Origin of the sequence: Novosphingobium sediminicola (assembly GCF_014196525.1) — a bacterium.
Classification (GTDB): Bacteria; Pseudomonadota; Alphaproteobacteria; order Sphingomonadales; family Sphingomonadaceae; genus Novosphingobium; species Novosphingobium sediminicola.
Genome location: NZ_JACIDX010000020.1, coordinates 74694 through 96318, shown reverse-complemented (window position 1 = coordinate 96318; position 21625 = coordinate 74694). Strand labels below are relative to the sequence as shown.

General features: G+C 62.1%; 27 protein-coding genes and 1 other annotated feature. Of the genes, 12 read left to right on the top strand and 15 right to left on the bottom strand.

What is annotated here, in order from left to right; all coding sequences use genetic code 11:
• The coding region (locus GGR38_RS20810; RefSeq protein ID WP_246405117.1) for a LysR family transcriptional regulator at positions 1–517 on the bottom strand (517 nt) is incomplete at its 3' end.
• Between the two features lie 105 nt (positions 518–622).
• On the opposite strand from GGR38_RS20810, the gene GGR38_RS20805 reads away from it, so the two are divergent.
• The 4 genes from GGR38_RS20805 (at position 623) to GGR38_RS20790 (ending at position 3652) form a co-directional block, all read left to right on the top strand.
• Complete coding sequence (locus GGR38_RS20805; RefSeq protein WP_183628352.1) at positions 623–859, top strand: hypothetical protein; 237 nt, start codon at positions 623–625, stop codon at positions 857–859.
• A gap of 6 nt (positions 860–865) precedes the next feature.
• Entirely contained in the window at positions 866–1189 is a 324-nt protein-coding gene (locus GGR38_RS20800; protein ID WP_183628351.1) for a response regulator, read from the top strand.
• 97 nt (positions 1190–1286) lie between these two features.
• Positions 1287–1823: a hypothetical protein gene (locus GGR38_RS20795; protein WP_183628350.1), complete on the top strand. Its 537-nt coding sequence runs from the start codon at positions 1287–1289 to the stop codon at positions 1821–1823.
• Positions 1824–2032: 209 nt separating this feature from the next.
• Positions 2033–2088, top strand: a sequence feature (sul1 is cis-regulatory element that is thought to sense ions involved in sulfur or methionine metabolism; They are found in Alphaproteobacteria).
• Positions 2089–2161: 73 nt separating this feature from the next.
• Complete coding sequence (locus GGR38_RS20790; protein ID WP_221227190.1) at positions 2162–3652, top strand: SulP family inorganic anion transporter; 1491 nt, start codon at positions 2162–2164, stop codon at positions 3650–3652.
• Here GGR38_RS20790 and GGR38_RS20785 read toward each other — a convergent pair.
• The 5 genes from GGR38_RS20785 to GGR38_RS20765 all read right to left on the bottom strand — a co-directional run bounded on the left by GGR38_RS20785 (position 3607) and on the right by GGR38_RS20765 (position 9037).
• A complete protein-coding gene (locus GGR38_RS20785) occupies positions 3607–5178 on the bottom strand; it encodes a DUF389 domain-containing protein (protein ID WP_246405116.1) in 1572 nt (523 codons plus the stop codon). The genes GGR38_RS20790 and GGR38_RS20785 overlap by 46 nt on opposite strands.
• Positions 5175–6455: a cation:proton antiporter gene (locus GGR38_RS20780; RefSeq protein ID WP_183628348.1), complete on the bottom strand. Its 1281-nt coding sequence runs from the start codon at positions 6453–6455 to the stop codon at positions 5175–5177. The genes GGR38_RS20785 and GGR38_RS20780 overlap by 4 nt, the downstream gene beginning before the upstream one ends.
• Positions 6456–6562: 107 nt before the next feature.
• Positions 6563–7351, bottom strand: a complete 789-nt coding sequence (locus GGR38_RS20775; RefSeq protein WP_183628347.1) for an SDR family oxidoreductase — start codon at positions 7349–7351, stop codon at positions 6563–6565.
• 160 nt (positions 7352–7511) lie between these two features.
• Positions 7512–8495 (bottom strand): alpha/beta fold hydrolase, encoded by a 984-nt coding sequence (locus GGR38_RS20770; RefSeq protein WP_183628345.1) that lies wholly within the window; start codon positions 8493–8495, stop codon positions 7512–7514.
• On the bottom strand, positions 8495–9037 hold the full coding sequence (locus GGR38_RS20765) for a carboxymuconolactone decarboxylase family protein (RefSeq protein WP_183628343.1): 543 nt from the start codon (positions 9035–9037) through the stop codon (positions 8495–8497). Before GGR38_RS20765 ends, GGR38_RS20770 begins: the two co-directional genes overlap by 1 nt.
• Positions 9038–9168: 131 nt before the next feature.
• Here GGR38_RS20765 and GGR38_RS20760 point away from each other — a divergent pair, with 131 nt between their 5' ends.
• Positions 9169–10053: a LysR family transcriptional regulator gene (locus tag GGR38_RS20760; RefSeq protein ID WP_183628341.1), complete on the top strand. Its 885-nt coding sequence runs from the start codon at positions 9169–9171 to the stop codon at positions 10051–10053.
• On the opposite strand, the gene GGR38_RS20755 is transcribed toward GGR38_RS20760, so the two are convergent.
• The 4 genes from GGR38_RS20755 to GGR38_RS20740 form a co-directional block, all read right to left on the bottom strand.
• Complete coding sequence (locus GGR38_RS20755; RefSeq protein WP_183628339.1) at positions 10050–10814, bottom strand: anti-sigma factor family protein; 765 nt, start codon at positions 10812–10814, stop codon at positions 10050–10052. The two genes, GGR38_RS20760 and GGR38_RS20755, sit on opposite strands and share 4 nt — an antisense overlap.
• Positions 10811–11311 carry a sigma-70 family RNA polymerase sigma factor gene (locus GGR38_RS20750; protein ID WP_246405115.1) on the bottom strand — a complete coding sequence of 167 codons (501 nt, stop codon included), beginning with the start codon at positions 11309–11311 and terminating at the stop codon, positions 10811–10813. Before GGR38_RS20750 ends, GGR38_RS20755 begins: the two co-directional genes overlap by 4 nt.
• A 109-nt stretch (positions 11312–11420) precedes the next feature.
• Positions 11421–11807 carry a c-type cytochrome gene (locus tag GGR38_RS20745; protein ID WP_183628336.1) on the bottom strand — a complete coding sequence of 129 codons (387 nt, stop codon included), beginning with the start codon at positions 11805–11807 and terminating at the stop codon, positions 11421–11423.
• Between the two features lie 13 nt (positions 11808–11820).
• Positions 11821–12759 carry a metallophosphoesterase family protein gene (locus GGR38_RS20740; protein WP_246405114.1) on the bottom strand — a complete coding sequence of 313 codons (939 nt, stop codon included), beginning with the start codon at positions 12757–12759 and terminating at the stop codon, positions 11821–11823.
• Positions 12760–12908: 149 nt separating this feature from the next.
• Between GGR38_RS20740 and GGR38_RS20735 the strand changes: the two genes are divergently transcribed.
• The gene (locus tag GGR38_RS20735) at positions 12909–13664 is read left to right on the top strand and encodes a haloacid dehalogenase type II (RefSeq protein WP_183628334.1); all 756 of its coding nucleotides are present in this window, start codon (positions 12909–12911) and stop codon (positions 13662–13664) included.
• A 1-nt stretch (position 13665) separates the two neighbouring features.
• Here the strand turns inward: GGR38_RS20735 and GGR38_RS20730 are convergent, their stop codons facing one another.
• From GGR38_RS20730 to GGR38_RS20720, 3 genes are all read right to left on the bottom strand, one after another.
• Positions 13666–14331, bottom strand: coding sequence for an NAD(P)H-dependent oxidoreductase (locus GGR38_RS20730; protein ID WP_183628326.1), 666 nt, complete (start codon positions 14329–14331; stop codon positions 13666–13668).
• Positions 14328–14747, bottom strand: a complete 420-nt coding sequence (locus GGR38_RS20725; protein ID WP_183628323.1) for a DoxX family protein — start codon at positions 14745–14747, stop codon at positions 14328–14330. Before GGR38_RS20725 ends, GGR38_RS20730 begins: the two co-directional genes overlap by 4 nt.
• Positions 14748–14814: 67 nt before the next feature.
• Positions 14815–15087, bottom strand: a complete 273-nt coding sequence (locus GGR38_RS20720; protein WP_183628321.1) for a BufA1 family periplasmic bufferin-type metallophore — start codon at positions 15085–15087, stop codon at positions 14815–14817.
• A gap of 161 nt (positions 15088–15248) precedes the next feature.
• Here GGR38_RS20720 and GGR38_RS20715 point away from each other — a divergent pair, with 161 nt between their 5' ends.
• The 5 genes from GGR38_RS20715 to GGR38_RS20695 all read left to right on the top strand — a co-directional run bounded on the left by GGR38_RS20715 (position 15249) and on the right by GGR38_RS20695 (position 18413).
• Entirely contained in the window at positions 15249–15788 is a 540-nt protein-coding gene (locus tag GGR38_RS20715; protein WP_183628319.1) for a sigma-70 family RNA polymerase sigma factor, read from the top strand.
• A complete protein-coding gene (locus GGR38_RS20710) occupies positions 15785–16426 on the top strand; it encodes a DUF1109 domain-containing protein (protein WP_183628317.1) in 642 nt (213 codons plus the stop codon). The genes GGR38_RS20715 and GGR38_RS20710 overlap by 4 nt, the downstream gene beginning before the upstream one ends.
• A gap of 81 nt (positions 16427–16507) precedes the next feature.
• Positions 16508–16768 carry a BufA2 family periplasmic bufferin-type metallophore gene (gene bufA2, locus GGR38_RS20705; RefSeq protein ID WP_183628315.1) on the top strand — a complete coding sequence of 87 codons (261 nt, stop codon included), beginning with the start codon at positions 16508–16510 and terminating at the stop codon, positions 16766–16768.
• A gap of 77 nt (positions 16769–16845) precedes the next feature.
• Complete coding sequence (gene bufB / locus GGR38_RS20700; protein ID WP_183628313.1) at positions 16846–17676, top strand: MNIO family bufferin maturase; 831 nt, start codon at positions 16846–16848, stop codon at positions 17674–17676.
• Positions 17667–18413, top strand: a complete 747-nt coding sequence (locus GGR38_RS20695; protein ID WP_183628311.1) for an HvfC/BufC N-terminal domain-containing protein — start codon at positions 17667–17669, stop codon at positions 18411–18413. The genes bufB and GGR38_RS20695 overlap by 10 nt, the downstream gene beginning before the upstream one ends.
• A 482-nt stretch (positions 18414–18895) precedes the next feature.
• Here the strand turns inward: GGR38_RS20695 and GGR38_RS20690 are convergent, their stop codons facing one another.
• A complete protein-coding gene (locus GGR38_RS20690; RefSeq protein ID WP_183628309.1) occupies positions 18896–19561 on the bottom strand; it encodes an O-methyltransferase in 666 nt (221 codons plus the stop codon).
• 87 nt (positions 19562–19648) lie between these two features.
• Between GGR38_RS20690 and GGR38_RS20685 the strand changes: the two genes are divergently transcribed.
• Positions 19649–20287 carry a TetR/AcrR family transcriptional regulator gene (locus tag GGR38_RS20685; RefSeq protein ID WP_183628307.1) on the top strand — a complete coding sequence of 213 codons (639 nt, stop codon included), beginning with the start codon at positions 19649–19651 and terminating at the stop codon, positions 20285–20287.
• A gap of 315 nt (positions 20288–20602) precedes the next feature.
• Here the strand turns inward: GGR38_RS20685 and GGR38_RS20680 are convergent, their stop codons facing one another.
• Positions 20603–21604: a zinc-binding dehydrogenase gene (locus GGR38_RS20680; RefSeq protein ID WP_183628305.1), complete on the bottom strand. Its 1002-nt coding sequence runs from the start codon at positions 21602–21604 to the stop codon at positions 20603–20605.
• Between the last annotated feature and the right edge of the window lie 21 nt (positions 21605–21625).

Genomic DNA, 21625 nt, shown 5'->3' with positions numbered 1-21625 from the left:
TTGAACTCACGGCTAAACTTCCTTCGTTGCATCGATGCTCTCCGTTCGATGAAAACACCTTATCTCGGTGTCCATCAAACCGGCAGCACCTCAGAATGCCCTCGCGAATATAGAGATGCAGGCTTGGCATTTCCCGTTTCAGCACGCCGACAATTCCGGGCAACAGATAAGGCCCTAGGGTAGGTGAAACGCCAAGGCTGATCGTTCCCACCAATTCGCTAGTGCTGCGTTTGGCGCAAGCTTCCAGTTCGTTGAGGTCAAGCAGGAGCTTACGCGCCCGCGCTACAATTTCGTGGCCTATGGGCGTCAGGCACACAGGATTCACATTGCGCTCAATCAGCCGCACCTCAAGCTGCTCCTCCAGCTTCTGCAACTGCAGGCTGAGGGTCGGCTGAGAAACATGCAGGCTGTTGGCCGCTTGGCGAAAATTTTGGCGATCCGCGACGGCGACCAGATATTGCAATTGGCGAAAACTTGTCATGTCGATTTGATAGGTTAAATCTATCGCATGGTCCATATTCTTTCAATTGGACCTATCGCATGGGCTGATGCACTTTCATAAACGAAATGCCCTTTGTGGCGGAGTTGAGGCTGCTGGACGGAAGGAAGTGAGGGAGAGGCAATGGCACTTTTCCAACTGACCAAACAACAATCACCAGGCGCACCCATAGAGACAATTCAATTTGACGCTGCCGATGAGGAAACTGCGCTGATCATCGCCAGGCGATATGTTTCCTCTGTACCCGCATATTTATGGTCCGAAGGCAGGCGTATTTGCCGCCTTTTAGGCAATAGCTCTTCAGGTTCGCAGATTGTCAAAAGGGTTACACGCGAAGTCATGGCCAAGACGAGGGCGTGACAGGCGATGAGCTTACCCAAAATCCTCGTGGTCGAAGACGATGCGCTTCTTTGTTTTGCCATGGAAATTGCCCTTGAACATCGTGGTTTCGAGGCGATCGCTGCAAGTTACGCAAGCAAGGCCATGAATTTGCTCTGCGATTCAACAACCCGCTATGACGCGCTGATAACGGACATCCGGCTCGCCGACGGTGATGATGGCTGGTCTTTGGCGCATCAGGCGCGTGAACTCGTTCCAGAAATTGCTGTGGTCTATGTGACCGGAGAAGGTGTGCCAGATTGGCCCCGCCTTGGCGTCAGTGAGAGCGTGGCTCTCCAAAAGCGTCCATGAGGCCCAGCTTGTCGATTGCATTTCCGGTCTGTTGAGCCGCCGCCGAAAACCGAATTGAACAGCATCGCATTGATTTTATGTAACAAGGAGATTTGACGTGAAACTTATTCGTGGCCTTTTGGTCGCCTCGGCAGCCTTGACTCTTGCTCCAGTCGCCATGGCGCAACAGGCCAATACAGCTTCTGCCACGCACGCCTTGGTCGTGGGCGCTATGACCTATGATCTGCAAGGCGGCGAGGTCGGCAAGATTGACAGCATTTCGGGTGAAATCATCGTCATCGACACCGGGATACACAAAGCTGCGCTTCCTAAGACCGCGTTCGGTTCCGGCCCAAAGGGGCCGACCGTTTCCATGACGAAGGTGCAGATTGATGATCAGGTGACGGCCGCAAGCCAAAAGGCAGCAGCAGCGTTGGAGGCGGCCATGACGTCTGGCGCAGAGGTCAAGGGCAAGGCCGGAACGGTCATCGGAACCATCAAAGAAGTCAAAGGTGATCAGGTGCTTATAGAGCGAGCCTCAGGCCCTGTCTCATTGACCAAAAAGGCGTTCGGTCTTGGGGCCAACGGCCTGTTCATTTCATTGACTGCAGCCGAACTCGATGCGGCCGCTAAGAAGGCAACCGCGTCGACCTGATATCAGCGACACCCGATTTAAAGGCGACCCAAGAACCCGCCGCGCAAGCTTTTGCCCGATACCAGTCTGTTGCAACTCACGCTGTCATTCGAGAGTGAGGCTGACCAATGGGCTGGTATTACCGAACGGGGGCAATGCCAATAAGGGGCTGAGAGCACGAATGCGGCGGCTTGTGGTGATGCTCGTTTCGCGCTAACGGGCCTTATTCGCATGGACCCGGTGAAATTCCGGGTGGCTATTCCGGCCGCCAATCCGCCGGACAACGCATTTCGCAAACACGCCATATTCCGTGCCGCGCCATGGGCGCCTTGCGATCTTCGTGGAAATCTCTTTTGATGCTGTCTCAAGATCTTGTTCGCTATCGTGCCGAATGGTTCGAAAGTCTCGCTGATGCGCGCCGCGATATTCTGGCGGGTATGGTCGGCACCTTTGCCCTGATCCCCGAGGTGATCGCCTTCTCCTTTGTCGCGGGGGTCGATCCTCAGGTCGGGCTGTTTGCGTCCTTCGTGATCGGCATCGTCATTGCGATTGCCGGTGGCCGCCCGGCGATGATCTCGGGCGCGGCGGGTTCAGTGGCACTGGTGGTGGGCGCGCTGGTCCATGCGCATGGCCTGCAATATCTGCTGGCGGCCACGGTGCTGGGCGGATTGCTTCAGATCGTGTTTGGCTTGCTCAAACTTGACGTGCTGCTGTGTTTTGTCTCCCGTTCCGTGCGCACCGGCTTTGTCAACGCGCTGGCAATCCTGATCTTTTCGGCGCAGGTGCCCCAGATGTTGGGGGTGACATGGCATACTTACGCCTTGATCGCGCTGGGGCTGGCCATCATCTATCTCGCCCCCCGCTTCATCGCTTGGTTGCCATCCCCGCTGATCTGCATCCTCGTGCTGACCGGGGTAAGCATGGCCCTTCCCATGTCCGTCCATACGGTATCGGACCTTGGCCAATTGCCCGCCTCGCTGCCCGTCTTTTCGTTGCCTCGGGTGCCGCTCGACTGGGCAACGCTGCGGATTATCGCGCCCTATTCGCTGGCTATTGCAGCGGTAGGGCTGCTTGAATCGCTGATGACAGCCGCCGTGGTCGATGATCTGACCGAAACGACCAGCAACAAGTCGCGCGAGAGCACCGGGCTTGGTCTTGCCAATGTGGCAGCAGGGCTGTTTGGCGGGATCGCCGGTTGCGGGATGATCGGGCAGACGGTGGGCAATGTGCGCTATGGCGGGCGAGGGCGGCTGTCCACGATGACGGCGGGCGTGTTTCTGCTGGTGGTGCTGGTGCCGCTGCGGGCATGGGTGGCGCAGGTGCCCGTTGCTGCACTGGTGGCGATCATGGTGATGGTGTCGATCAGCACTTTCTCATGGGGCTCATTGCGCGATCTTGTGCATCATCCCAAAATGTCCAGCATGGTGATGCTGGTCACGGTCGCCGTGACGGTGGCTACGCATGACCTGTCCGCAGGCGTGGCGGTGGGCGTGTTGCTCAGCGGGGTGTTCTTCGCGTTCAAAGTGACGCGCATGATGCAGGTGACCGTCACCTATGATCCTGAAAGCGACACGCGCCATTATACCGTTTCCGGCCAGATCTTCTTTGCCAGCGCCGATATTTTTGCCGACCATTTCGACCTGCGCGACCGGGCAGGGCGGGCTCATATTGACTTGAGCGATGCCCATCTGTGGGATGTGACCGCCGTTGGCGCGTTGGAGGGTGTGGTGGACACATTGCGGCGCCACGGCACCCTTGTCGAACTTGTCGGGCTCAATCAGGCAAGCGCCGTACTGGTGGACCGTCACGCTCCGCTGGTGCGCGCAGAACCTGGCGCCGTCTCAGGCTGAGCGCCAGAGGAGGGAGGAGCGGACGGAGGAGCGGACAAGCGCAATTTGGCTTCTTGCGACTTGTCCTGAGGATCTGGCGGTGTGACGGATGCGGCAATGCCCGCCTGCTGCAATTGCTGGAGCAGCGGCGCGATCTCATCCTCACGCCCTGCAACGATCACCCGGTTCAGCCCCCAGCGCTGCACGGCCCAGATCGCCAGATCGGGCTTGATGGCATTGGCATCTTCCTTTGCGCCATCCAGAGCGACCGTCAGTTCCGCGCTGGCCGGCGGCACGATGGCCACGCGCCAGCCTTGCGCCGCTTGCGTCGCGGTCTGTTCGATCTGGCGATAATCGGCCAGCGTCCAGCCGGGCGCGGCGACCGGCGCCGCAAATACCATACGTTCGGACCGATTGACCCAGAGCGCAGAGGTCGGCAGCCCGATGGCGGCGCGAATGCGCGCAAAGGGCGGCACATCGGCGGCAATGCCTGCGGCGGTGCGCTCCATCGCGGCATCGACCATCGCCTGCGTCTGGGCGGGCAGGTCAGCGGCCAGAACCTGTTGCAGCTTGACGGTAACCTTGTCCGCACCTGCCGCCGCCAGCGCCTTGCGCAAGGCCTGCTCGGCATCACCGGCATAATGCGGGGTGACGACCAGAGCGCTGACTTCCGGGTCGCCTAGCAGCGGCCATGATACGTCAAGCTGCGCGATCCGGCTGTTGGTGCCGCCCGTGGCCCCGGCAATGGCGGCGCGGGCGGTCTTGCGCAAACCGGCCTCGCGGCTGACCTGCGACAGGGTCAGTCCCAGCGGAACCGCGAGAATGCCAAACGCGGTCAACCCGGCCAGCACATAGCGCGGCGACCAGTCGACCTGCCTTTCGGGCAGGGCCGCGCCGCTCAGCCGCGCCACCAGCGCAAAGGCAAAAGCGATGGCCGAAAGGTTGGTGAGAAACAGCAATAGCGCGCCCAGCGCAAAGGCAGGCTGCCACACCGCCAGCCCATAGCCCACCGTGGTCAGTGGCGGCATCAGCGCGGTGGCAATCGACACGCCAATCGCCGTACCGCCTTTCTTCATCACCGAGGCATAGCCGCCCGCCACGCCCGAGAGCAGCGCCACCACCAGATCGAGCAAGGTCGGTTGAGTGCGCGCGATGATTTCGGGCGTGGCATTGCGGATCGGGCTGGCCCAAGTGATGAGGATGCCCGTCATGATGCCGATGGCCGCGCCCACCATCACCACCTTGGCCGCATCGCGGATACGATGGCCGTCAAGCGCGGCAAAACCGAAGCCCAGCGCCGCGATTGGCCCCATCAGCGGCGAAACCAGCATCGCCCCGATCACCACCGCCGTTGAGGATTGCAGCAGGCCTAGCATCGCAATCCCTGCCGCAAGGCCGCACATCAGCGCAAAGACGCGCGTCAGCCTGCCGTCATCCTCGACCTGTTGCCGGATTGCTGCGCCGTCTTCCTCGCTCATTTCGGGCAGCAAGATCAGATGGGCCAGTTTGACCCGCCAGCGTCGAAGCGTGTGATGCCAGTGCCTCAATGAACCGTCACTCCCGTCACGCCATGGCGCGCCTTGATCCTTTCAATCAGCGCGCCGATGCTTCCGCCCTGAACGATAACAGCGAACAGGACGACGATATAGGTGGCCGCAAGAATGGCGCTGCGGATCGGGCTGTCGGGCAGGGACAGCGCCAGAGCCACCGAGATGCCCCCGCGCAATCCGCCCCACACCAGCGTGGGTAGGGCGAGCGGCCCCATGTCGATCATCCGCCGCATCAACGCCAGCGGAATGCTTACCGACACGATCCGCCCGGCCATCACCAGCGCAATCGAGATGACCCCGAGCATCAGCAGCGAAAGATGCGGCGCAATGGCGATGACTTCCAGCCCGATCAGCAGGAACAGCACGGCATTGAGGATCTCGTCGATCAGCGCCCAGAATTTGAGCAGATAATCCTGCGTCACATCGCTCATCGCATGGGCCACGCCCGCATTGCCGATGACAAGACCGGCCACCGCCATCGCCACCGGCCCGCTGATATGCAGAGCCATGCCAAGGCTATAGCCGCCCATCACCACGGCCAGAGAGATCATCACCTCGATATTATATTCGTCAATGCTGCGCATGGCGCGAAAGGCGATCCAGCCGATGGCCAGACCCAGCAAGGCTCCCCCGCCCGCCTCATGCAGGAAATCCATCGCGGCATGGGAGAGGTGGAATTCGGCCCCGCCCGTGGCGATGGCCAGCAGGATGGAAAAGACCACTACACCTACGCCATCGTTGAACAGGCTTTCACCCGCAACCGTTGCCTGCAAGGTAGGAGGCATGGCCGCGCGTTTCATCACCGCCATCACCGCCACCGGATCGGTCGGGCTGATCAGCGCGCCAAACACCAGCGCCCATGCCAAAGGCACGCCCAGCCCCATCCATCCCGCCACCAACCAGAAGGCTAGCCCGACTACCAGCGTAGAGATCAGCACGCCGACCGTGCTGAAAATGATGATCGGCCAGCGCCCGGCGCGCATATGCGACCAATCGACATGCAGCGCCCCGGCAAAGAGCAGGAAGGAGAGCATCCCCTCCATCAGCGTGCGATGGAAATCGAGTTGGCCCAGAAAAGCGTTGAATTGCGCCGCAAGCTGGCTGGAGGGCATCAGCCGGTCAATGCCCAGCACCAGCAGCGAGGCCAGCGCCCCCATCACCGTCAGCCCAACCGAAGCGGGCAGGCGCAGCCAGCGATGATTGGCATAGCCCAGCACGGCCGCAGCCACGATCAGCATGGCAGCGGCATCAAAGGGCGAGAATGTCGCGGACATGATGGGCATCCTCCTCTTGTCGCAGCGGCCTATCATGAGGATGTCGCGTAGCTTGTCCAGTAAAACCCGAATATTATCGTGATGTTATGTCGTGAGGCTTGAGGGTTTTACAGCGCCATTTTCACCTCGCCCCCATCGATTCGAATGTTCGAACCACAAATCCACGAGGCTGCCGGAGATACGAGCCAGGCAAAGACCTCGGCCACTTCCTCAGGCCGCCCAAAGCGCGAAATGCCGTTGTTGCGGGCGAAATGATCCAGCGCTTCCTGTTCGGTCAGCCCGTGGGACAGGGCATAGCGGGCCAGCATGGCGCGCCGCCTGTCGGTCATCACCGGGCCTGGGCTGACGGTGTTGACCCGGACGCCATCGGCCTGCCCGACCTCGGCAAAGCAGCGCGCAACCGACAGGATCATCGCATTGATGGCGCCCACGGCGGCAAAATCGGCCTTAGGCGCGAAAGCGGTGGTGCCCGATGTGATGACCACGGCTCCCTCGTTCTGGCGCAAATGGGGCCAGGCGGCGATGACCAGCCGCCGCATCGCGTGGAATTTCAGCATCAGACTTTCGTGCCAGTCCTGATCGGTCAGTTCGAACAAGCCCTTCTGGCTGACATCCCCGGCAATGGCTGCCACCGCGTCCAGTCGGCCAAGAGCGCTGACCGTATCCAGCACCGCCTGCCCGGCCGCGTCGCTCTGGCGCAGGTCGAGGGGCAGGGCGAATGGCTGCGCCCCGGCGGCGCGAATGGCATCGGCGGTGTTGGCCAGCCCTTCGGCCGAACGGGCGACGATGGCCACCGTGGAGAAATCGCGGGCGAGACGGATCGCTGTGGCTCGCCCGATGCCCCGGCTTGCGCCGGTCACCAGCGCGACACGAGGAACGGTGTGATCGTGATGCATGAAATATGTTCTCCGTGAAAAACCGACCCGCCGCCGCCACTGAAAGGGCAAGACAATTCGGCGACGGGCCGGGCGACCCGGCGGGCTCTGCGGCCCGCTTAGGGGGAAGGGTGGCGCGCCGGGCCCCATGCGCTGGGCGAGGCGCGCCGGTGGGGCGTGATCAAGGCGCGAGCGCGAATTCTGCCTTGATTTCGGCGGCGACCTGCGCGGCATTTTCATCCAGCACGAAATGGCCCGCATCCAGCCAGACCAGCCGCGCCGCGGGCAAATCGCGGCGGAAGGCCTCAGCCCCGGCGGGGATGAAGAAGGGGTCTTTGTTGCCCCAGACGATCAGCGTGCGCGGTTGATGCTGGCGCAGGGCGGCATGCCAGGCATCGTAAAGCGCGACATTCTGGCGATAGTCATAGAGCAGGTCGAGTTGATAGGCATCCGTACCGGGTCGGTCCAGCAGCGCCTGATCATGGGCCCAGTTATCCGGGCTGATCGCGGCCTCGTTGCGGGCGCCCACAGTATATTGGAATTTCGTGGTCTGGGCGGCCAGAAAACCGCGCGCGGCCCCCTCGGTCGTGGCATCGCGGCCTTGCCAGAGGGGCAGAAACACCTGCTTTGGCATGTCGCCCACACCTTCGAGATAGGCATTGGCATTCTGCACCACCAAACCGGCCACGCGGTCGGGATGGCGGGTCAGGAGACGAAACCCGATCGGGCCGCCATAATCCTGCATGTAGAGAATATAGCGCTTCTGTCCCAGTTGATCGAGCAGGCCATCAACGTGATCGGTCAGATTTTCAAACGTATAGTCAAATTCTTTGGCCGACGGCGCATCGGACTGGCCAAAGCCGATGTAGTCCGGGGCGATCACATGGAAACGATCCGACAGCAGGGGGATGAGATCGCGATACATATGGCTGCTGGTGGGGAAGCCGTGCAGCAGGACGATGGTCGGCGCGGACGGATCGCCGGCCTCGCGATAGAATGTCCGGCGCCCCTTGATGGTGGCGAAATGATAGGTGGTCAAAGGCAAAGGGTTCACGCCATGATTTCCTTGTGATGAGGGAGAAGCGGCCAGAGCGGGGGCCGCAAACAGCAGGGCCGATGCCGCCAGCGCCATCGCGCGCAGGCCGGAGAAATTATGACGGACCATTACAACCCGCCCGCCCGCACCACCGGAAAGTCGATGTCCGTCTGCGCCACATTGTTGATAAGGTTGGTAAAGACATTGATGGCCACATTGGCCACGATTTCCACGATCTGGGCATCGGACAGCCCGGCCAGACGAATGGCCTCAAGCATACTGTTTTCGACCTTGCCGCGCGTCTGCACCACGCGCTTGGCAAAGATCAGCACGGCATCGGCGCGCGGATCTTTCGAACGGCCCTGACGGTTGGCTTCGACCTCTTCCTGATCCAGTCCGGCCAGATTGAGCGCCAGATAGCTGTGGGCCGAAAGGCAGTAATCGCAACCGGTCGTCTCGGCCACGGCAATGGCGATTCGTTCACGCGTGCGGACATCAAGCGTCCGGTTCAGCGCTCCGCTCAGGCCCAGCAAGCCTTCAAGGGCGGCCGGACTGGCACCCACCAGACGGAAAAGATTGGGAATGACACCCAACTGGGCCTGAACCGCATCAAGCAGCGGCAGCGAGGCTGCGGGCGAGGCTTCGTAGGTGGGGATGGCAATGCGCGACATGAAGGATCTCCTGATGACGCCGGCCTCTTGGGATCGGGGTGCAACGGCGTGTCAGTGGTGAGATAATTCATGGTCATATTGATGATAATATTCTATCATCACATTTCATTATTGCGGATTTCGGGATTATTATGGACCAGCTCGACGCCATTCGGACCTTTGTCGCCGTGGCCGACCATGGCAGCTTTGTGGAAGCGGCCCGCATCCGCCGCATTTCGCCCACCGCCGCCAGCCGCGCTCTGGCCGAAATGGAGGAGCGTCTGGGCACGTTGCTGCTGCGCCGCACGACCCGTTCCGTGCAACTGACGCCCGAGGGGGCGACTTATCTGGAACATTGCCGACAGGCGCTGATCGAACTGGACGATGCGGCCCAAACCCTGCGCGGCGACAACGCGGAGCCGCGCGGGTTGCTGATTGTGACCGCGCCGGTGGTGTTTGGGCGGCTGCGGGTCCTGCCCGTCGTGCTGGATCTGATGCGGCGCCATCCGGGGCTGACGGTTCAACTGACTCTGACCGACCGGGTGGTCAGGCTGGTCGATGAAGGGGTGGATGTGGCGGTGCGCATCGCGCATCTGGCCGACAGCGCGTTGCGCGCGCTGCGGATCGACGAAACGCGGCGGGTTCTGGTGGCCAGTCCGGACTATCTGGCCCGGCGTGGCGTACCCGGCGATGTGGTCGCCTTGCGCGATCACGATCTGATCGCCTTTGATAATTTCACCCAGAATGGTGAATGGCGCTTTGGCCCCGATGGGCGTCAGGCGGTGCGTGTCGAACCGCGTCTGCTGACCAACAGCGTTGATAGCGCGATGGATGCGGCCATGGCCGGGGGCGGCATCCTGCGGGCGCTGTCCTATCAGGTGGAGAACCATGTCGTGGCCGGGCGTCTGGCCTATGTGCTGGACCAGGACGATCCGCCCCCGGTGCCGATTTCGCTGGTGTTTCAGGGCAATCGCGCGCGTTCGCCTAATGTCCGGCGCTTTGTTGAGGCGATGCGCGAGGCCAGACCTGCCCTCTAACGTTCCCGATTGCCGGAATGAGCACCGCGTATAAAGGCCATGCGAAATTGCGCGAGATCGGCCGGATCGAGGTCAGACACGGCCAGAAATTCCAGCCCATCCATCTGCCAGCGCTCCACACCATAGCCCGCCCGCCGCATCAGGCCTTGCCGCAATCCGGAGAGGGCAGGCGTGGGCCGCACGAAAAGGTTGATCATGTGCAGGCGCCGTCGATAGACCAGCACCGCCACATCGCGCCCTTCGAGCACATCCAGCCGCCCGCCGCCCAGTATAAAGCCCGATGCACCCAGATCGGGCACCGGCGGCGCAAAGGTCAGGCGACCGTTGAACCATGGCTTGACAACATGGCGATCAGAAACCGCAACATCGGTCAGGTGCCCGGCTTGAAGCGAGCGGATATGCCCGTCCACGACGGCTTGATCCAACCCCGGCTCGGTCAGATTGGGCGCCAGTAGAAGAAAGGCGAGGCCGGCGGCCAGAGCGCCTCCAACAGCCCCGCCCAACCATGCGCGCGCCGGGCGCCGGGGGCGCATGGGCGAGGCCATTTGGCTGATCCGCATTGCAAGGGCGGCCGGGGCGACATCGCGCAATTCGGGCACGCGCAAATATTCGCGCAACTGGCCGAGCCTGTCGAGTTCGCGCCGACAGGCTGGGCATCCGCGCAGGTGCTCTTCCAATTCAACGGTTGCCAGCGCGTCGGTTTCATCATCTAGCATGGCGTGAAGCGCATGGACCCGCTCCGGGCAAGGCTTGTGGGTCATGACCGCTTCTCCTGCGTTCCGGGGCGGGTTTCGCCATCTTCGGGCGCCAACACAAGACCCGCCAGCATCGCGCGGGCTCGGGCAAGGCGCGACATCACCGTGCCCAGCGGCGCTCCGGTGATCCGGGCAATCTCGCGATAGGACATCTCCTGCAATTCGCGCAGCACCAGAGCCTCGCGGAAAGGTTCGGGCAATTGCTCGATCAGGCCGCGCATCTCGCGCGCCGTGACATGGCTTTCCATGGCGTTCATCGCGGAGGGATCTTCACGGTCATCCTCGGTTTGGGCGGGCCATTCATGGCGCCGGGCGCGCCGCCAGTCATGATGGCAATGGCGCACGATAGCCATCAGCCAGGCCTTTTCGTCGCCCCGGCAATCGCCCATGGCGCGCAGCGCGCGGGCGAAGGCTTCCTGAACGATATCCTCGGCCGCGGCGCTATCGCGGGCCAGATAGCGGGCATAGGTATAGGCCGCGTCGAGATACGGCATGATGGCCATACGAAAGCGCGCAGCATGATCGGGCGATGGGCCATCAGGCTCTTTTCGCAAGATCGGGCGGGGAAGATGCCAGCGGCTGAACATGGCGTGATGGTGCCTTTCCCCGGCGCTATTTCTGGCTGGCCAGATAGGCGATGATATCGGCCCGGTCTTGGCTATCCGGTACGATGTAATACATCTTGGCCCCCGGCACCAAGGCCTGCGGCCCGGCCAGCCAGCGGTCGAGGTTTGCAGGCGTCCACCGCAGATGGGACGATCGCAACGCAGCCGAGTAGGTATAGGCGGGCACCGCCCCGGCCTGACGGCCCACCACGCCCCGATGGCGCGGCCCTACATCGTTTTCATCGAGCGAATGACAGCCCATGCAGGCCTGATAAAGCCGCATCCCGTGCGCGATATTCCCGCTATGCGTCGGTTTGGCCGTATCCGCCCGGATCGCCACAGGCAGCATCGCCGCCGCCGCGATCATCATCCCGGCAAAGATCTCTCGTTTCATCATCGCGGCCCTTTCATCCCAGCGTCAGATCGGTGACGGCGATCGGTGCATCGAGCATGGTCAGGCTGAGCGAGGTCATGCCGATATGGGCGGGCAGATCGGAGGCGGGCACCACCAGCGGCCCCGGACCGGCGCCCTGTCCCGGCGCGGGCTGGGGATAGGCGGTGGAGCGCGCCGCGTGGAACAGCAGATTGCCTTCCACCTTGCGCTGGATCTGGTGGATATGGCCATTGAGCGAGGTGACCGAGCCAAAGCGGCGCAGCAGGGCAAAAGCCTCTGCCGCATCGGCCGTGCCCCAGCCCCAGTCGGGATAAAGCGGCCAGAGCGGGAAATGCGACATCAGCACCACCGGGGTTGATGAGGACAGGCCCGCCAGATCGCTTTTCAGCCAATCGAGCTGCGCCCGGCCCAGCGTGCCCTGTCCGCTGGCGCCCAGCATGGCCGAATTGACGAGGCCGACGAAATGCACCCCGCGCATATCGAAGCTGAACCAGCCGTCGCCCCGGATGTCCTTGCCGAAACGGGCGTTGAAGGCGCGCGGGTCGGCGCCATCGACCATGTCATGTTCGCCCGGCACGGCAAAGACCGGCAGGCCGATTTCGGACAGCAATTGCTGGGCCACGTCGAATTGAGCAGGGTTGGCAAGATGGGTGACATCGCCGGTATGCACAATGAAATCGGGCCGTTGCGGCAGGGCCTTTATGCGCGCGATGGTCTGACGCAGGCTGGACAGCGGATCGGGATTGGCGGGTTTGGCAAAGCCGATATGGGTGTCGCTGATCTGGACGAAGCTGAAAGGGGCGGGCTCACCCCTTGCTCCCGCTCCGGCCTCCAGCATGCGCGAATGGGCAATGCCGCCGCTGAGCGTAAACAGCGCGCCGGTTCCGGCCCAGCCCATGCAGCGCAGGGCGCGGCGGCGATCCATCGGGTCAATCAAAGAGTCTGGGGTCATGGCGATACTCCATCGGATTTCCCGGTTCAGACGGAGCAGACGGGCGTTTTATTCCCGGCCACGGCAAATTTTTCCTGTCGCGGCGGCGGGTGAAACCCTGGCGCGGCGCGCGGCGAATAGGAGGACCGATAGCAACCTTCAGGAACATTATGACGCATCCTACTTTTTCGTTGAGCCGCCGTTCGGCGCTGGGGCTGGCCATGGCGGCTCTGCCTGCCGGACTGAAGGCGGGGGAGCCTCGCCTGCGCGCGCTGGCCTTTGATGGCTTCACCATTTTCGATGTGCGCGCTGTGACTGCTGTGGCTGTCGCCCTGTTTCCCGCGCAGGGGGTGGCTCTGGCGGCCCAGTGGACGGCCAAGATATTTGCCCTGTCGTGGCTGGAAACCGCCGCAGGGCGTTACAGTGGTTTTGCGGCGCTGGCCGATGCGGCGCTGGGGTTTTGCGCGGCCAATCTGGGCTTGAGCCTGAGCGAGACGCAAAGGCGCGAATTGATTTCGGTCTTTGCGCATCTGCCTGCATGGCCCGATGCGGGCGAAAGACTTGAGAAAATGCGTCAGGCGGGGCTGCGTCTGACCTTTCTGTCCAATCTGAGCGAGGCGATGCTGGAGGGAGCTATGCGGGCCAATGGCTTGCATGGCCTGATGGAACCGCCGCTGTCGACCGACCGCGTGCGCGTATTCAAGCCTGCGCCTCAGGCTTATGCGATGGCTTGCGAGCATTTCGCCATGCCGCGCGAGGCGATCGGCTTTGTTGCATTTGGCGGTTGGGACGCGTTGGGCGCCAAATGGTTCGGCTATCGCACGGCATGGATCAACCGGCTGGGCGTGGCGGCCGAGCCGCTGATGCCGCCTGCCGATGCAACGGGGCCGGATCTGGGGGCAGCGATGCGGCTTGCCGGGATTTAGGTCACGCAGGCATAGGCAGGATGCGCGCCGTATCGAGATGTTCGAGATGGCGGGCAAAGCGATCCAGTTCCGCACGGCGCGCATCCTGCTCCATCCGATTGGGGCCATAGACGACAAAAGGCTCCAGCGCGGTCATGCCGGTAAAGCCGAACAGGCCGCGATGGATGGGAAACAGGATCTGCTCCACCTCGTCATACAAGCCTGTCGCACTGTAAACGGCGCGCGGCCCACCCACGGTAAGTGCGCACATCGCTCGTTTGCCGCGCAGCGCGCCTTTGCTGAAATAACGTCCGCCGCCATAGGCCATACCGCAAGCGAAGACCCGGTCGATCCAGCCTTTGAGAATGGCGGGCATCCCCAGCCACCAGATCGGGAATTGCAGGATCAGCAGATCGCAGGCCAGCAGCCGGTCGATTTCGGCCTGAACATCAGGCGCGAACCCGGCCTTGGCCGAAGCGTGCAATTCTTCGGCCTGTAGTTTCAGATAGGCCGGGTCGGCCATTTCGAGAAAGTTGCGTCGGTCCGACACCGGATCGAAACCCATGCGATAGAGGTCTGACACCACCACTTCATGCCCCAGCGAGCGCAACGTCTCGCCCGCCCGCGCGGTCATGGCCGCGTTGAAACTGGCCGGTTCGGGATGGGCATGGACGATCAGCGCCCTCATGCCGGTCGCGCACCAAAAAGCCGGGCATCCAAAGAATGACGCCCGCCGCCACGCACGATCAGCGGCACCAGCAGTCCGGCCCAGCTCAGATGTGTCGACCATGCATCGGGATAGACGAAGATCTCGATCACACAGGTCATGCCCAATAATCCGGCCGCCGCGATCCGCGTGCCCAGACCCAGCACCAGCAGCGTGGAGAAAAGATGTTCGGCAATCGTGGCCATCCATGCCGCCAGAACCGGCGAGAGCAGGGGCAGGGCATATTCGCTGCGGAACAGGTCATATGTGGCATCGGTGATGGTGAACCAGCCTTCGACCTTGGTTCGGCCCGAGAGGAAGAATACCGGCGCGATGGCGAAGCGCCCCAGCAACAACAGAAGATCGTCGGCCTTGGGCCGGAAAGCGGGATGGGTCATGGCGGTGTCCTTGCAAAAAGGGTGGCCCGGTCGCGGCGGAGTGGGAAAGGACGACCGGGCCGGGGCTTCAGCCTTTGGGGGAAAGGGAGCCGAAGCCCTTTGGCGTCTTGATCGAGGTGCAGGTGCCCGCCTTCACCAATTTCCATGCGTCGCCCTGATAATTGACCTTGGACGTGCTCGCGCAACTCGTGCCCGCGCCTGCCTTGCAGTCATTTTTGCCCGCCTTGGCCACGCCATAGCATTTCTCGGTTTTGGGCGCATCGGCGGCATGGAGCGTCGAGGCGGCGCCGGCGGCGACCAAAGCCATTGCCAGAGCGGCGGCAGAGCGTGAAACAGACATGGCAGACATCCTTTCTCAGGCGATGGGGCAGGAAGCGCCCCATCCATGTCCACTCATTCGCGGCCCCATCGCGGATCGTTACAGGCGATTATTTTTCGCAATCCATGGCACGCAGTGTAACCAGAGCACGCCATGCCACGTAATGACCTCGGGGTGACCTTATGCGACCGAGCGAAGACGAGTTGAAACACTGGATGCTGCGCGGCCTTGGCGGCGATGGCGCGGCGCATGGGCAATTGCTGCGTGCGCTGGTGCCGGTGCTGCGTGGCTTTTATCGGCGGCGCATGGCGGGGCGGGATGATGATATAGAGGATCTCTTGCAGGAAACCCTCATTGCCGTCCACGAGCGCCGCGCGAGTTATGATGTGACGCGCCCTTTCACCAGTTGGCTCTTTGCCGTGGCGCGCTACAAGATGATCGACCATTTCCGCAAAAGCGGCCGGACATGCGCCATCGACGGGTTGGAAGATATTCTGGAGGCCGAAGGCTTTACCAAGGCCAGCGATGCTGCCGCCGATATTGACCGCCTGCTCGACACCATTCCCCCAAAACAGGCCGCCGCCATTCGCGCCATACGACTCGAAGGCCTGTCCACCGCCGAGGCTGCATCCCAGCTCAAACTTGGCGAATCCGATATCAAGGTTTCCGTGCATCGCGGCCTCAAGGCGCTGGCAAGCAAGGTCAGGGACAGTTTGAAATGAAGACCGAAGATCTGATCGATGCCCTGTCCGCCGATGTCGCCCCCGTGCCGCGCTATGCGCTTTCGCGCCGGTTGCTGGGCGGGCTGGTGCTGGGCGGGGCGGTGACGCTGCTGGCGGTGGCGGGTTTCCTTGGCTTTCGTCCCGATCTGTGGCTGGCGATGCATGGGGCGATGTTCTGGATCAAGTGGTTCTATACCGGCAGCCTTGCCCTTTGCGCTAGCCTGGCCACGGCGCGGCTGGGCCGGCCCGATGCGGGGGCGGCGGGGTGGCTGTGGATCGCCTGTGTGCCGGTGGTGGGGCTGATGATCATCAGCATTCAGGAACTGGCCTCGGTGCCTTCCTCGCAATGGCTCGGCATGTGGCTGGGGGCCAGTTGGAAGGTTTGTTCGAAAAATGTGTTCCTGCTCTCGGTGCCGATCTTTGCCGGGCTCTTGTGGTCGTTCCGCCGCCTTGCGCCCACGCGGCTGCGGTTGGCCGGGGCCACGGCGGGGCTGACGGCGGGGGCGTGGGGGGCGACGCTTTATTGCCTGCATTGCCCGGAAAGCTCGGCGGTTTTTGTGCTGACATGGTATTCGCTGGGCATTGCGCTGGCCGCACTGGTGGGGGCGATGCTGGGGCCGCGTTTGATGCGCTGGTAAAAAATCAAGGGTGTGTAACCGGGGACCGTTCCCAGCCGAATAGCAAGGGCCACTAACGGCCAGTCTTTCGGAGTAATCCCCATGCAGATCACAACCAAGCAGATCAGCTTTGCCGCCGCCGCCGCTCTCATCGCCATCGCTTCGACCGCCAGCGCTCCGGCCTTTGCCGCTCACAGCGCCAAGGTGGCCTGTTACGGCGTCAACGCCTGCAAGGGCCAGTCGGACTGCAAGAGCGGCAGCCACGAGTGCAAGGGCCAGAACGAATGCAAGGGCCAAGGCTTCAAGGACATGAGCAAAAGCGCCTGCGTCAAGGCCGGGGGCAGCCTGACGGCGCCGAAGTAAGCACCACCCTGCCATGCCGGTCGCTCTGCCATCCCGGGGCGACCGGCGCTTTTTCTGTGTCGATAGGGACAGGTCCGATGTCTTTTTCAGGTCCGCAATTCGGTCTGGGGCTGCGCAAGCCGCATTATCAGGATTTTCTGGAAACCCGCGTGCCCGTCGATTTTGTCGAGGTGATTTCGGAGAATTTCATGGTGCCGGGTGGGCGCCCGCGCGACATTCTGCGCCGGGTCAGGCAGGATTATCCGGTGGCGATCCACGGCGTTTCCATGTCGGTGGGTTCGGCCGACGGGCTGCGGGTGGACTATCTCCTGCGGCTGCGGGAGTTGATCGCGGAAATCGAGCCTTTCATCGTTTCGGACCACCTGTGCTGGACCCGCCATGGCGCGCATAATTCCCATGATCTCTTGCCCTTGCCCTATACGCGTGAGGCTCTGGATGTGGTCTGCGCCAATGTGGGCAAGGCGCAGGATGTGCTGGGCCGCGAGATGCTGATCGAAAACCCGTCGAGCTATATCGCCTTTGCCGATGACGAAATGAGCGAATGGGATTTTCTGGCCGAACTGACGCGCCGGACGGGTTGCGGCCTGCTGCTGGACGTGAACAATATCCATGTCAGCGCGACCAACCATGGGTTTTCCAGCGCGGATTATCTGGCGGGAATCCCCTTCGCCTCGGTTGGCCAGATCCATCTGGCCGGGCACACACAGGGGCAGCACTGCCTGATCGACACGCATGATCGGCCGGTGCCCGATCCGGTCTGGGCGCTGCTGCGCGATGCTTTGGCCCGCGCGCCGCGGGCGGCGGTGATGATCGAGCGCGATGATGCGATCCCGCCTTTGCCTGAATTGCTGGCCGAACTGGCCATTGCGCGCGACATTGCATCGCAGGTGGTGGTCCCATGCGCCTGAGCGAGATGCAGGGCGCGTTTCTGGGCTGGCTGGCCAGTGGCGAGGACGCGGCGATGCGTCGCCTTCCTCTCGCCAAAGGGGCCGAGCATGGGCTGGGCGTCTATCAGAACAATTATCGCGCCGCGCTGATGGCCTGTCTGGCCGACAGTTTCCCCCAAACGCTGCTCTGGCTGGGCGAGGGGCCTTTTGAAGCCGCAGCCGCCCGCCACATCGAGCGCGTTCCGCCCGATAGCTGGACGCTCGATGATTACGCCTCGGGCTTTCCGGCAAGCCTTGCGGAAGACTATCCCTATGATCCCGAAGTGGCGGAGCTTGCCCGGATCGAACTGGTGCTGTCGCAGGTCTTTGTCGCCGCCGATGCTGTGCCGCTTGATGCCGGAGCGATGGGCGCCATTGATTGGGATAGTGCAAGGTTGCAGACCGTCCCGGCGCTCTCGATCCTCTCGCTTCATTCCAATGCGGAGGAGATCTGGATCGCTCTTGCCGATGAGACGCCTCCTCCGGAGGTGGGTTGGGGGAAGGAGGCGCGCCCGGTGCTGATCTGGCGGCAAGGATTCATGTGCCGATTGCGCAGTCTTGATGCCGATGAGGCCGGGATGCTGGGCTATCTTTCTGGCGATGCCATACCTTTTACCGACCTGTGCAGGGACGCTGCGGCGCGATGGGGCGAACATTCGGGCATCGCGCGCATCGGGCAATATCTGGCGCGATGGGTGGCCGATGGGCTGGTACGATAGGATGAAGTTTTGGGTTTGCCGCGGTTCTATGGTGGATCGTTGCGCGCTAACTGAACAGCGCCTGCTTTGCTGGAGCATTCGGCTCTTGAGTGCCAGATGAACGAAAGCCCACTTTCGGTATAATCGCTCGTTCGCTAATCCGCTAATGAACAGCAAAGCTTGGTTGAAAGCCGTCATTCATGTGTCTCGCGTCAACGGTGAACGAATTATTGCTTCCGACGCCCCAGCTCAGTTCGCTAAATGTCGGTTTTGTTGGCGCAACGTCCCGTTATGGGATCGACCAGAGGGCAGCGGCTATAGACATTGCCACAAGGAAATTAGCCTTTCGGTACGGGTGCTCTTGCTGATGGGGTTGACGCCTCCGACGGCATCGATGTGCCATAGTTGAAGTGTTGAACACCACTGGAAGGAGGCGAAGAAAATGCTCTCCCTACGCCGCATATTCCCTCAATCGCAGCGTAGGAAGAGGCATAAAGGTATTTTCAGCCCAAGCACATCGAAAGCTCAACGTCCTTTGCAAAGGGGAGCGAGAGATAGCCGCCACCATGCGCGCGCACCTTAGCCAGATAGTCCGGGCAATAGTCCGCATTGTCGGCGAGGATCAGCGCACCGGGACGCAAATGCGGCTCAAGCAACCCCAGAACGTCGCGATAGAGCGCTTTGGCGCCGTCGAGCAGCACCAGATCGATGGCAGGCGGCAGATCCCGCGCCAAAGTTTCCAAAGCGTCTCCGGCTCGGATTTCGACCAGATCGGCCAGCCCCGCCTCGGCAAGGTGGGCTTGGGCGCGGGCGATCTTGCCGGTTTCAAATTCGCTGGTGATCAGGCAACCACCGCCATTGTCGCGCAGCGCCGCCGCCATATGCAGAGTCGACAGGCCAAATGAGGCGCCGAATTCGACAATGGCCTGCGCGCCCGTGGCGCGTACCAACATGTAGAGCAAGCGCCCTGCCTCGCGCGAGACGGGGAGGGGCATGTCTTTCAATGCGCCATAGAGCCTGCGCCAATCCGCCTTGCTGCGCATCAGCCTTTCGCGTTCGGCCGGGGCGGTTGCAGCAAAGATGGGCAGGTTTTCCGGCCTTGTGGCGTCGGCCTCGACAAACAGTCGATCCAGCAAGGTGTTAAGCGGCGCCTGGGTGAGCAATGACATGGGCTTCTCCTGAGCGGCAGGGAATTGCGCTCTTGGAGAAAATATGAGCAATTGATCGCGTTTTCTAATCGCATTGGTCAAGGCGCAATGAGCACACCAGCAAACCCAAGGCTTTCCGCGCGAAAGCAGCCTCGTCAACAGCGCTCGACCGAGGCCGTCGCCGCGATTCTCCAGGCCGCTGCTCAGGTTTTGGCGGCAGAGGGGGCGGCCCGTTTCACCACGGCGCGCGTGGCCGAAAGAGCAGGCATCAGCATTGGCTCGCTTTACCAATATTTCCCCAATAAGGCCGCGATCCTGTTCCGCCTGCAAAGCGATGAATGGCGTGATACCCGCGCGGTGCTGACCGGATTGCTGGCCGACACGACGCAGCCCTCTTCGGCGCGGCTGCGGGCGGTGGTGCGGGCTTTTGTCGTGTCGGAATGCGAGGAAGCCGCGATGCGGCAGGCGCTTGATGATGCCGCCCCGCTCTATCGTGATGCACCCGAAGCGCAGGCCGCGCGAGCAGAAGTGAAGGCCCCCATCATGGCGTTCCTGACCGAGGCGGCACCCAACGCGACCACTGCGCATTTGACCGTCGCTGGTGACACGATGGTCGGCGCGCTCAAAGTTCTGGGCAAAGCGCTGTCGCAGAGTGATCAAAGCCAGGAGGAGATCGCGGCCCGCACGGAAGCGTTGGCCGATATGTTATGCGCCTATCTCGCCACGCTGGAACCATCTGTCGTGTGAAGCAGTGCGGCCAATGCCCGCCGGCGATGTGGTATGCTATCGGCATTTGCAATCGACCAACTCGTGGCGTTCCCGCGTGGACATAGCGATGACAACTTCTACTGAAATCTGCCATCGCCGTATGACGGGGCAGTCCAGCAGAGGCCAACCCACTTCTCGACGCTTGGTATTTGGATAGCCCCCCAGCTGTGTGTCATCTGCACTGTCAGCAAATCGCGGATGATCGGCCGATTGGCTGGACGTCGACAGCTGATCAATCCCGGATACTGCTGCCTCTTAGCGCGTAGGCGTTCGTAAAGCGTGCTTCGCGCGCCCTTACAAGACCCGGACCACAACCTTCCCCTTGGCGCGCGCCGTCTCGACATAAGCCAGAGCATCCGCCGTTTGTGTGAAGGGAAACACCTTGTCCACGACAGGGATGATGGCGCCGGATTCGATCAGCTTGGCGATCTCCGTTAATTGCTGCCCATCGGCGCGCATGAACAAGAAGGAATAGTCGACGTCCCGGCGCCTTGCCTTTTTCACAATGCCCCGGCTCAGCATCCGCATCACAAAGCGCAGGAACAGGTTCAGGCGCAAGGACTTGGCAAAGGGAACGTCCGGCGGGCCGGAGATGGAGATCAGCTTTCCGCCCGGCTTCAGCACGTTTAGAGACTTTGCCAGCGTCTTGGCATCCTGGCTGTTGAGCACCAGGTCGTAACCGGACAGTACCTGTTCAAAGTCCTGCGTTTTGTAATCAATCACCACATCCGCGCCGAGACTTCTGACCAGTTCCGCATTCGCCGCACTGGTGGTGGTTGCCACGGTAGCGCCAAGATGCTTGGCCAGTTGAATGGCAAAGGTGCCTACACCGCCCGAACCGGCCTGAATAAAAACCTTCTGGCCGGGTTTGACCTGGCCCACTTCGACCAGCGCCTGCCAGGCGGTGAGGCCGACGAGCGGGATCGACGCTGCCTGTTCCATCGAGAGGTTTGCCGGTTTGTGCGCGAGGTCCGCCGCGTCAACCGCGATCATTTCCGCAAAAGTGCCGACCCGCCCGTCACGCGGGCGGGCATAGACCTCGTCACCCGCCTTGAACTGCTGCACATCGGCACCGACGCGGACAACAGTTCCGGCAAGGTCGTGGCCGAGGATGAAGGGGGGGCGATAGGGCAGGAACAGCTTGAATTCGCCATCGCGCACCTTGGAATCAAGAAGGTTGATCGCGGTGGCCTCGATACGAACCAGCACATCATTGGAGCCGATCTCTGGATCGGGCATGTCGGCCAGACGCAGCGGGCCCTTCTTCTGGTATTTGTCGACGACAAAGGCTTTCACGAGCGTTCTCCAAAGTGCGAT

Excerpts from the sequence above, each read along its gene's own strand:
- GGR38_RS20805 (WP_183628352.1), top strand. The coding sequence starts at position 623 with ATGGCACTTTTCCAACTGACCAAACAACAATCACCAGGCGCACCCATA.
- GGR38_RS20800 (WP_183628351.1), top strand. The coding sequence starts at position 866 with ATGAGCTTACCCAAAATCCTCGTGGTCGAAGACGATGCGCTTCTTTGT.
- GGR38_RS20780 (WP_183628348.1), bottom strand. The coding sequence starts at position 6,455 with ATGTCCGCGACATTCTCGCCCTTTGATGCCGCTGCCATGCTGATCGTG.
- GGR38_RS20775 (WP_183628347.1), bottom strand. The coding sequence starts at position 7,351 with ATGCATCACGATCACACCGTTCCTCGTGTCGCGCTGGTGACCGGCGCA.
- GGR38_RS20770 (WP_183628345.1), bottom strand. The coding sequence starts at position 8,495 with ATGGTCCGTCATAATTTCTCCGGCCTGCGCGCGATGGCGCTGGCGGCA.
- GGR38_RS20765 (WP_183628343.1), bottom strand. The coding sequence starts at position 9,037 with ATGTCGCGCATTGCCATCCCCACCTACGAAGCCTCGCCCGCAGCCTCG.
- GGR38_RS20760 (WP_183628341.1), top strand. The coding sequence starts at position 9,169 with ATGGACCAGCTCGACGCCATTCGGACCTTTGTCGCCGTGGCCGACCAT.
- GGR38_RS20755 (WP_183628339.1), bottom strand. The coding sequence starts at position 10,814 with ATGACCCACAAGCCTTGCCCGGAGCGGGTCCATGCGCTTCACGCCATG.
- GGR38_RS20750 (WP_246405115.1), bottom strand. The coding sequence starts at position 11,311 with ATGGCCATCATGCCGTATCTCGACGCGGCCTATACCTATGCCCGCTAT.
- GGR38_RS20745 (WP_183628336.1), bottom strand. The coding sequence starts at position 11,807 with ATGAAACGAGAGATCTTTGCCGGGATGATGATCGCGGCGGCGGCGATG.
- GGR38_RS20740 (WP_246405114.1), bottom strand. The coding sequence starts at position 12,759 with ATGACCCCAGACTCTTTGATTGACCCGATGGATCGCCGCCGCGCCCTG.
- GGR38_RS20735 (WP_183628334.1), top strand. The coding sequence starts at position 12,909 with ATGACGCATCCTACTTTTTCGTTGAGCCGCCGTTCGGCGCTGGGGCTG.
- GGR38_RS20730 (WP_183628326.1), bottom strand. The coding sequence starts at position 14,331 with ATGAGGGCGCTGATCGTCCATGCCCATCCCGAACCGGCCAGTTTCAAC.
- GGR38_RS20725 (WP_183628323.1), bottom strand. The coding sequence starts at position 14,747 with ATGACCCATCCCGCTTTCCGGCCCAAGGCCGACGATCTTCTGTTGTTG.
- GGR38_RS20720 (WP_183628321.1), bottom strand. The coding sequence starts at position 15,087 with ATGTCTGTTTCACGCTCTGCCGCCGCTCTGGCAATGGCTTTGGTCGCC.
- GGR38_RS20715 (WP_183628319.1), top strand. The coding sequence starts at position 15,249 with ATGCGACCGAGCGAAGACGAGTTGAAACACTGGATGCTGCGCGGCCTT.
- GGR38_RS20710 (WP_183628317.1), top strand. The coding sequence starts at position 15,785 with ATGAAGACCGAAGATCTGATCGATGCCCTGTCCGCCGATGTCGCCCCC.
- bufA2 (WP_183628315.1), top strand. The coding sequence starts at position 16,508 with ATGCAGATCACAACCAAGCAGATCAGCTTTGCCGCCGCCGCCGCTCTC.
- bufB (WP_183628313.1), top strand. The coding sequence starts at position 16,846 with ATGTCTTTTTCAGGTCCGCAATTCGGTCTGGGGCTGCGCAAGCCGCAT.
- GGR38_RS20695 (WP_183628311.1), top strand. The coding sequence starts at position 17,667 with ATGCGCCTGAGCGAGATGCAGGGCGCGTTTCTGGGCTGGCTGGCCAGT.
- GGR38_RS20690 (WP_183628309.1), bottom strand. The coding sequence starts at position 19,561 with ATGTCATTGCTCACCCAGGCGCCGCTTAACACCTTGCTGGATCGACTG.
- GGR38_RS20685 (WP_183628307.1), top strand. The coding sequence starts at position 19,649 with ATGAGCACACCAGCAAACCCAAGGCTTTCCGCGCGAAAGCAGCCTCGT.